The following is a 9,461-nucleotide window of genomic DNA, read 5'->3' as shown; positions in this document are numbered from 1 at the left end:
ATAAAATGGTATCTAAAGAACCAAAGTTCTTCAAATCATCTTATCGAAGCTTAATTCATAGCTTCAAAGAAATCAATTCAAGAGCCTTCCTTCAAGCTTCGCTTGTCAGAAGGACTTCTCGTCCTTTCTGGTGCTTCGTGTTTCTTTCACGTTGTTTAATTTACAAGGTACACGCTCTTGTCAGCCACTCGGGCTGACGTGCTATTTATTTTAGCACACTCTGTTTCGCTTGTCAAGAACTTTTTTCAAGTTTTTTCAGGGCTTTTTAGCCCCGAACCGCTTGTTTCGGTTCTTTTTCAAGCTCGTTCGTGCCTTCCGGCGCGAACTTATTTAGTTTACCACGCACACTCGCGTTTGTCAAGCACTTTTTTCTGTTCCTTCTCAGAAAGACCGTCCGGGTTCCCCTCGGTTTCTTCCGATTTTGGTCAGATTTTCATGCTCTCTCGCAAGGCGCTCAGATAGAATATCACTCTCGCCCCCATTTGTCAACACCTTTTTTCACTTTTCTTTCGATTTTTTGCGCCGCTCCAAACACTACCTATATATAGTAGAAAATCAGAGCCTTACCCACAAGATGCCCCCCTACTCTCTCTTGCGGAACAGAGAGATGACAAACAGCAGCAGCGGAACGCCCAATCCAAAGAGAATACTCCCCCACAGCACCGGACCTTCCAGAGCCCGATCCAGGGCAAAGGCGTCGGGAAAGAGCCAGATGGCCCCTGCCGCAGCCGCCAGAATGATGGGCAGCACAGCGGTGCTTCTTTTCTGAATTGCAAACCCTTTCTGGGCCAGTTCCGAACAGGCACAGGCCAACAAGGATAGCAGGGCCAGGTCGGCCAGTACCCACAGGGCAATGATGACCGACTCCATCCGCTGGAAGGTGCCCTCAAAGCCAATGCCTTTTACCATCATAAAGAATGGCGTGTCCATACGCCCGGCCAGTCCGGGCCCGAAATTGCCCAGGCATACCACTTGCAGCGCAGTCAAGGTAAGGCACAGGCCCACCGCCCAGCGCAGGATCTTTCGCCGGCTGCCCGCCTCAGGCACCACATGGCCCCCCAGGCAGGTGGCGAAGACCACATAGCCCAGCAGGCCCAGCACCGGCAGGGTGGCCCAGCCCACTGCGGGCAGGTCCTCCACCCACACGGGCAGCAGATTGGCGGTATCCACCTGAAAGGCACCCAGCAGCAGGGACAGGGCCAGCCCGGCGGCCAGGGTGAGGAAGAACACCTCTCCCGCTCGGGCCAGGGCACGCACCGGCTTGCGGACCAGCCAGAAGGTTACCCCCAGCAGGGCCAGCAGAAAGAGCACCATAGGGGCGTTGCGGTAGCTGATGGTAAGAAAGCGCAGGGCCACCTGCCGGGCGTTGGCCGCCAGCAGGTAGAGCCCCCAGAAGAGATAGAGGAGGCACAGAACACGCCCCAGGACGGGGCCAAGCAGCCGCCGGGCCGCATCGGGCAGCCCGCCCTCCCCCGGCCCACCCCGGAACAGCCAACACAGCAGCCAGCACAGGCCCAACAACACCGGCAGCGCCATAAGGGTGGCCAGCCAGCCCCCTACCCCCGCCTGCCGGGCGGTGCTGCCGGGCAGCAGTTGAATGGCGGGGGACAGCAGAGCCGCAAAGGTCAGGGTCAGCAGCTGCCGCAGAGAAATGCGGTCGTCCGGCATGGTGTCACCTCCTACATATAATAGTTATTACCCGTCGGCGTGGTAGCTGCGCTGGATCACCGCTTCGGCGGTGGCCTCCAGCTTCAGGTCTTTCATGGAATAGCTGCCCAGCAGCGCCTTCTTGTGCCAGGGCACCGCAAAGGCGGCGGATTGGCGCAGACCCAGATAGTCGGCATCCAGCACCCGGGACAGCTCCAGTGCCCGGGCCATCCGCTCCGCCTCCACCCGAGCCAGCTCCGCCTCCAGGGCGTCCAGGGTGGCCTGGTCGGGCATGGCACTCCCCTCCGCCAGATTGGCGTCCACCTTACAGTGTACCTTCAGTCCGGCCAGAGTGTCCCCCTGCCAGATGGGCCGCACCGAAGTGGCGGCCCCCACCACACGCAGGGCGGCGGCGGTGCCGTCGGGGGCCTGTACCTCCACCACGTCGGCGTCCACCTTGCCGAAGATCAGATTGACCCCCAGGGCGGCGTCCCCCTCCGCCCAGCCTACCAGCACCCCATCCTTCAGGATGCCGTAACCGGCGGCGGTCAGCCCGCCGTCCGCCAGCACTGCCGGCAGAAAGGAGGCCCCCTGCCGGTCCAGCTCGGCCAGCACGTCCTTCACCGTCCGGGGCATGGAGTTGGCGGTGAGCCCGGCGTCGTCGGCCAGGGCCTCCAGCCGGTCGGTGGCAGAGCCGTCGGCGGCTGCAGCCTCAATGGCCCGGCCCGCCGTGCCATTGCGCACCACATAGAGGGCGGTCTCCAGGCGCATCTCCACATCCCGCAGCACATAGTCCAGAGAGGGCATAACCCCCCGTTTGGCCAGCCCCTCCCCCAGCAGCAGCTGGGTGACGTGGCCGAAATAGAGGTAGGAGGACCCCTCCCCCTGGAGCTCCAGCACGGCGGCGCTGATGGTACCCGCTTCCCCGGCCACCACCTCAGTCTCCTCCTGAGAGGTGCCGCCGGAGGCGGTGATGGCCACCCCGGCGTCCCCCGCCGTATCCACCCCCAGGGTGCGGATCAGCTCCATGTCCTCGATCTCCCGGGCGTAGGGCAGAAAACCGGAGTACCGGCGGCAGCCGGTGAGCAGGAGCATGAGGAGCAGCACCAACAGAACCTGTTTTTTCACCGCTGTTTCCTCCTGTTCCTGGGTTTGAGGGCGGCAGGCCGGTCCTTGATCTGGGGCATGGGCCGCCGCAGCAGCACGTGCTCCCGGGGCCTGCGGCCGGTACCCACCGCAAAGGGGGTGAGATAGGGCACCCCAAAGCTCTCGATGCCCGCCAGATGGACGATGAGTACCGCCGCGCCCATAACGGTGCCGAAGAGCCCCGCCGCGCTGGACAGCAGCACCAGCACAAACCGCCAGATCCGCAGGGCGCCTCCCAGCTCCTGGGAGGGCATGGTGTACCCGGCGATGCCGGCCACCGCCACCACAATAAGCACCGCCGGGGAGACGATCTTGGCCTCCACCGCCGCCGAGCCCACCACCAGACCGCCTATAATAGAAACCGTCTGGCCGATGGACTGGGGCAGCCGCAGGCCCGCCTCCTGCAGGATCTCAAAGGCGATGAGCAGGACGATGACCTCAAAAGCCGAACGGAAGGGCACGTTCTGCTTGGCCGCAATGATGGACAGGGCCAGTCGGGTTGGGATCATCTCCTGATGGAAGGTGACCATGGCGATATAGAGGGCGGGCAGCAGCAGGGTGGTGAGCATACAGAAGTAGCGCAGCACCGTCAGGGCGGTGGCCAGCAGCCAGTTGGAGGACTTGTCCTGGGGGGCCTGCAAAAAGTTGCCCAGCACCGCCGGAGCCAGATAGCCCAGAGGGATGCCGTCGATGAGGATGCCCACCCTCCCCTGGGCCAGCCCGGCGCAGAACCGGTCGGACCGCTCGGTGTATTGGATGAGGGGAAAGGGGGTGTGGGCGGCGGGCACGATATACTCCTCAATGGCTCCGGTGGAAAACACCCCGTCAATGTCGATGTCCCGCAGCTGGGCGGTCACCTGCTCCACCAGATGGGGATTGGTGATCCCCTCTATATATAGGATATCCACCAGCGTGGCCGACTGGCGGCCTACGATCTGCTCCTGAATCCGCAGCTCCGGGGCCTTCAAATGGCGGCGGACAATGCTGGTGTTGGTACGCACGCTCTCCACAAAGGCGTCCTTGGACCCCTTGAGCACCGTCTCGTTGTCGGGAGCGGACACAGACCGCTTCTCCTCGGTACCCACAAAGCAGGACAGCACCGTGCTTTCCCCGGGAAACAGGAACACGCACCACCCGGCCACCAGGTCAAAGACCACCTGGTCCAGCCTGTCCCGCTCCTCCACCGTCAGGTTGTACAGGGCCCCCTGGCGCATCCGCTCCATCATGGGGGTGGTTCCGGCGCATCGGGCCAGCTCCGGATCCTGGGCCATGGGCCGCAGGAGATAGTCGCTGATGCGCTCCATCCGCACCATACCGCTGAGGTAGCACAGGGTCAAACTGTGCCTGGGGTCCTCCCCCACCCACACCGTCCGGTGGACGAAATCCACGCAGTCCCGGAAGATCTCCTCCAGCCGAGCCAGGGTGATGGCCCCCGGATAGCGGGGCTCCTGCCGGGGGTGGGGATGGGTCTGTCCGTCGGAGCGATCATGGGCCATGGCAAGTCCTCCTTTGTCTGAATGTGCGCATCAACGCTCTCTGCGTTTCCCCATTCAGAGCTCTTTTTTACAGTCCCACGGCTCTGTTTGGGTGAATTTGACGAATTGAACTTTTTTATACTGCCCTGTTTTCGCCTTGTTATACAAACTTGAAGGTAACTGTTGCAATTTTCCAAAAGAATTGATATACTTGAAAAAACTCCCCGGTTCATCTGGTAAACTAGTCACCTTCCGGTAAGTATCCCGCCGCTCCGGTGGAGCAATTCTAACAAAGAGGAGGAGCCCCTATGAAGCCCTTTACCCAAGCCGCCGACGTTCTAGACAAGGAGCTGGCGGACAAGATCGACGGCATCATCTCCGCCCACAACGGGGACGCCACCCAGCTGGTGGGTATCCTGCTGGACGTGGAGGCCGCCGTGGAGCGGCACTACATCCCTGAGTCCGCCGCCTACTATGTGGCCGAGAAGCTTGGCGTCAAGCCCACTCAGGTCTACGATGTCATCTCCTTCTACACCGCGCTCCATTCCAAGCCCCGGGCCAAGTTCACTCTGGAGGTGTGCAACTCCGCCCCCTGCCGGGTGAAGGACAGCGACACTCTGGTGGAGACCCTCAAGCGCCTGCTCAACCTGGAGGTGGGCGAGGTCACCTACGACGGCCGCTTTTCCATCGAGAAGGTCCCCTGCTTCGGGGCCTGCGACGTGTCCCCCGCCGTGCGGGTCAACGGCGTGGTGTACGGCCATCTGGACAGCGAGGAGCGTATCCTGGATATGCTCCAGCAGCTCAATTAAGGGGGTGCCGGTATGAGCAATAAAGTCTGTTTTATCACCCGTAACTTCGGGAAGTACGATCCGGACAGCCTGAAGAGCTACGAGTCCATCGGCGGCTTCACTGCCCTGCGGAAGGCCCTGAAGATGGACGGCAACGAGATCGCCGACGTGCTGGCCGCCAACGGCGTTCAGGGCCGGGGCGGCGCCGCCTATGACATGGGCAAGAAGTGGCGCCAGGCCCGTGAGGTCAAGGGCAAGCACAAGTGCGTGGTGTGCAACGCCGACGAGGGCGAGCCCGGCACCTTCAAGGACCGTGAGCTGCTCACCAACGATCCCTTCCAGCTGCTGGAGGGCATGATCATTGCCGGCTGGTCCGTGGGCGCCGACAACGGCTACATCTATATGCGTGAGGAGTATTCCCACCTGCGTCCCCGCCTGCTGTCCGCCATTGCCCAGTGCGAGGAGGCCGGCTACCTGGGCGACGATATCCTGGGCTCCGGCCTGAACTACCGCATCCACCTCTACTCCGGCGCCGGCGCCTACGTCTGCGGCGAGGGCTCCGCTCTGGCCGAGTCCGTCGAGGGCAAGGCGGGCCGTCCCCGTATGAAGCCTCCCTTCATCAAGCAGTGCGGCGTGTTCCACCTGCCCACCTGCGTCAACAACGTGGAGTCTCTGTCTCTGGTGGCTCCCCTGCTGCTGGACGACGAGGGCTACTACAAGAGCCAGGGCACCGAGGACTGCCCCGGCACCAAGATGATCTCTGTCTCCGGCAACGTGAAGAACCCCGGCGTGTTTGAGGTTCCCTTCGGCATCACCATCCGGGAGATCATCTACGACCTGGCCGGTGGTATGGAGAACCCCGAGTATCCCCTGCGCCTGGTGCAGCTGGGCGGCGCTTCCGGTCGGATCTGCGCTCCCTCCCAGCTGGACACCCCCTACACCTACAAGGGAATGCGGCAGGCCGACCTGACTGCCATCGGCTCGGGCGCCGTGCTGGTGGTGGATGAGCGCACCAGCGTCATCGGCTTCCTCCGCATGACCCAGGAGTTCTTCTCGCACGAGAGCTGCGGCCAGTGCACCCCCTGCCGGGAGGGCAACCGCCACATCGCCATGCTGCTGGATAAGGTGGCCGCCGGCGAGCACACCCAGAAGGATGTGGACACCCTGAAGAAGTTTGCCGACATCATGTCCTGCGCTTCCCTGTGCGGCCTGGGCGAGACGGCTCAATCCGCCCTGCTGTCCGCCATGAAGCGCTTCCCTGAAGTCTTTGCCGTCAAAGAGGAGGTCGCGGTCCGATGAGCAATACGGTACATCTTACCATCAACCATATGCCGCTGGAGGTGCCCGCCGGCACCCGCATCATCGAGGCGGCCAAGATGCTGAACATCGATATCCCCCATCTGTGCTATCACCCCGACCAGACCATCAAGGCCCACTGCCGGATGTGTATGGTGGAGGTCACCGGCCAGCGCAAGCTGCTGGCCGCCTGCTCCACCGTGGTGTGGGAGGGCATGGAGGTCTTTACCGACACCAAGAAGGTGTACGACGCCCAGGTTGGCGTGCTGGACCTGATCCTGGCCGACCACAAGCAGAACTGCCTCTCCTGCGCCCGCAACGGCAACTGTGAGCTGCAGAAGCTGTGCCGCCGGTTCAACCGCCTGCTGCCCGAGCTGCCCGACATCTCCTCCAACGAGCCTCTGCGCATCGACAATCCCTCCATCGTGCGGGACCCCTCCAAGTGCGTCAAGTGCGGCCGCTGCGTAAAGGTGTGCGCCGAGGTCCAGGGCTGCGCCGCCCTCACCGCCGCCAACCGCTCCGGCGACTTCAAGATCACCACCGCCTTTGACCTGCCCATGGACCAGACCGACTGCGTCCTGTGCGGCCAGTGCTCCCTGGTGTGCCCGGTGGGCGCCATCGTGGAGGTGGACAACACCAACGATGTGGTCCGCGCCATTCAGGACCCCCGCAAGCACGTTGTGGTACAGGTGGCTCCCTCCGTCCGCGTGGGTCTGGGCGACGAGTTCGGCCTGGAGCCCGGCGCCATCGTCACCGGCAAGATGGTCACCGCCCTGAAGATGATGGGCTTTGACAAGGTGTTCGACACCAACTTCACCGCCGACCTGACCATCATGGAGGAAGGCAGCGAGCTGCTGGACCGCATCAAGAACGGCGGCAAGCTGCCCATGATCACCTCCTGCTCCCCCGGCTGGGTCACCTACATGGAGAAGCATCACCCCGAGCTGTGCGACAACCTGTCCACCGCCAAGAGCCCCCAGGGTATGTTCGGCGCCGTGGTCAAGACCTACTATGCCCAGAAGATGGGCTGGGACCCCCACGACATCGTGTCCGTGTCCGTCATGCCCTGTACCGCCAAGAAGTACGAGGCCTCCCGTCCTGAGCTGGGCCGGGACGGCTACCGGGACGTGGACTATGTCCTCACCACCCGTGAGCTGGCCAAGCTGATCCGCTACGAGGGTCTGGACCTGTCCGTGCTGCCTGAGAGCGAGTTTGACTCCCCCCTGGGCATCGGCTCCGGCGCCGGCGCCATCTTTGGCGCCACCGGCGGCGTGATGGAGGCCGCCCTGCGTACCGCCTATGAGGTGTACACCGGCCAGACTCTGCCCCGTCTGGAGTTCGAGGACGTCCGCAACGACGTCAACGCCATCAAGGAGGCCACCATTGACCTCAACGGCACCCCGCTGAAGGTGGCTATCGCCAACGGCCTGAAGAATGCCGAGGAGATCATCCGCCGGGTGGAGAGCGGCGAGGCCGACTACATCTTCATCGAGATCATGGCCTGCCCCGGCGGCTGCATCGGCGGCGGCGGTCAGCCCATCGGCACCAACAACGCCGTCCGGGACGCCCGCATCAAGGCCCTGTACGAGATCGACCGGTCCCTGCCTCTGCGTAAGAGCCACGAGAACCCGGAGATCAAGACCATCTATGAGGAGTTCTTCGGCGCGCCTCTGTCCCACCGCTCTCACGAGCTGCTCCACACCCACTATCACGCCCGTCCCAAGAAGCACGACTTCTCTCACCTGAAGTAAGCAGAAGGGTCTGCTGCAAAACCGCTGTCTTACACAAGCCTGTCATTGCGAGCCAGTGCGCACACTGGCGTGGCAATCCGTTTCCCCGGCAAAAGGGGCGGATTCCCACGAAAAACGGCCGCCCACCGGGCGGCCGTTTTTCTCGGAATGACGGGTCTTTGTACCGGCTGCGCAGTTTGCAGCAGGTCCCCATTTTGTCATCCTGAGCGTCAGGGTCGGATCTTTTCTGCCAGTTTGTCTGCCACAGGAAGATTCTTCGCCCCGCTGGGGCTCAGAATGACCGCTGTATTCTATTTTGCAGCAGGCCTTTTTTGTGCTTCACCCTGTAGGGGCGGCCTTTATGGCCGCCCGCCATATCCCCCATCCACGCAAAAAGGCCGGCGCTGACGCGCCGGCCTTTTACCGTATGGACTTACTTCTGCTGGGTCTTGCGCCACTCGTTGAGGACGGCGCAGAACACCAGGGACAGGAAGCTCTCCTCCGCGTTGGCGGAGCGGGAGGTGAGGGCGATGGGCACCTTGGCGCCCACCACAGCGCCGCAGGTGGTGGCGTGAGCGTGGATGAGCCAGCTCTTCACCAGGATGTTGCCGGCGATCAGGTCCTGGGCGATGATGCCGTCGAAGCCGCCGCCGGACCAGGGGCAGTCGTAGTTCTTCAGCCGGCAGGCCTCCTTGGAGATGATGAGGTCGTAGGAGATGGGGCCCCACAGCTCGCAGTCGGCGAAGGGGTGCTGCTTCTGCTCGCTCACCAGGCGCTGGGCCTCGATGGTGTCGGGCATATGGAAGTTGACGTTCTCCACCAGGGCCATCAGGGCCAGCTTGGGATTCTCATAGCCGAAGGCCTTCAGGGCGTCGGCGGTGTTCTTGATGATGGCCTTCTTCTGGGTGGGGTTGGGGCTGACGATGATGGTCATGTCGGACAGAGCCAGCAGCTTGGGATACTCGGGGATGGAGGCCAGAGACACATGGCTCATAAGGCGCTCGGTCCGCAGGCCGTTCTTCTTGTCCAGCACGGGCATCAGGAAGTCGCGGGTGGGCATATTGCCGCGCATGAGGATGTCGCCCTCGCCGCAGTGGATCACGTCGATGGCGGCCTGGGTCACGTTGTGGCCGGGAGCGGTGTCCACCATGGTGTAGGGCTCCTTGTCCAGGCCCAGCTTCTCCAGCTGCACCATGGTACGGGCCCGGTCGCCCACCAGCACGGGCTGCACAAAGCCCTCCTTCTGAGCCTGGAACAGGCCGCGGAGCATATTCTCGCCGTCAGAACCGGCCAGGACCACGCGCAGAGGAGCATTCAGCTTGGGAACACGGCTGATGATATTGTCAAAATTCTTCAATTCCATGGGATGATCCCTCACC

7 protein-coding genes are annotated in these 9,461 nt (G+C 62.7%); 3 read left to right on the top strand and 4 right to left on the bottom strand.

Annotated features, from left to right (window positions below):
* Positions 1–582 precede the first annotated feature (582 nt).
* From B5G06_RS01505 to B5G06_RS01495, 3 genes are read right to left on the bottom strand one after another with little or no spacing between them, the layout of a single operon-like run.
* On the bottom strand, positions 583–1,668 hold the full coding sequence (locus B5G06_RS01505) for a GerAB/ArcD/ProY family transporter (RefSeq protein ID WP_087187338.1): 1,086 nt from the start codon (positions 1,666–1,668) through the stop codon (positions 583–585).
* 27 nt (positions 1,669–1,695) lie between these two features.
* Positions 1,696–2,775, bottom strand: coding sequence for a Ger(x)C family spore germination C-terminal domain-containing protein (locus B5G06_RS01500; RefSeq protein WP_087187337.1), 1,080 nt, complete (start codon positions 2,773–2,775; stop codon positions 1,696–1,698).
* A complete protein-coding gene (locus tag B5G06_RS01495) occupies positions 2,772–4,289 on the bottom strand; it encodes a spore germination protein (protein ID WP_087187336.1) in 1,518 nt (505 codons plus the stop codon). The genes B5G06_RS01500 and B5G06_RS01495 overlap by 4 nt, the downstream gene beginning before the upstream one ends.
* A 287-nt stretch (positions 4,290–4,576) precedes the next feature.
* Between B5G06_RS01495 and B5G06_RS01490 the strand changes: the two genes are divergently transcribed.
* From B5G06_RS01490 to B5G06_RS01480, 3 genes are read left to right on the top strand one after another with little or no spacing between them, the layout of a single operon-like run.
* Positions 4,577–5,077, top strand: coding sequence for a complex I 24 kDa subunit family protein (locus tag B5G06_RS01490; RefSeq protein ID WP_087187335.1), 501 nt, complete (start codon positions 4,577–4,579; stop codon positions 5,075–5,077).
* A 12-nt stretch (positions 5,078–5,089) separates the two neighbouring features.
* A complete protein-coding gene (locus tag B5G06_RS01485; protein ID WP_087187334.1) occupies positions 5,090–6,355 on the top strand; it encodes a complex I 51 kDa subunit family protein in 1,266 nt (421 codons plus the stop codon).
* Positions 6,352–8,103: an NADH-dependent [FeFe] hydrogenase, group A6 gene (locus B5G06_RS01480; protein WP_087187333.1), complete on the top strand. Its 1,752-nt coding sequence runs from the start codon at positions 6,352–6,354 to the stop codon at positions 8,101–8,103. The genes B5G06_RS01485 and B5G06_RS01480 overlap by 4 nt, the downstream gene beginning before the upstream one ends.
* Positions 8,104–8,515: 412 nt before the next feature.
* Here the strand turns inward: B5G06_RS01480 and B5G06_RS01475 are convergent, their stop codons facing one another.
* Entirely contained in the window at positions 8,516–9,445 is a 930-nt protein-coding gene (locus B5G06_RS01475; protein WP_087187332.1) for a phosphate acyltransferase, read from the bottom strand.
* Between the last annotated feature and the right edge of the window lie 16 nt (positions 9,446–9,461).

It is taken from the genome of Flavonifractor sp. An52 (assembly GCF_002159385.1).
Lineage (GTDB): Bacteria > Bacillota > Clostridia > Oscillospirales > Oscillospiraceae > Flavonifractor > Flavonifractor avicola.
The sequence above is the reverse complement of the archived record's forward strand: the minus strand, read 5'-3'. Positions and strand labels throughout refer to the sequence as shown.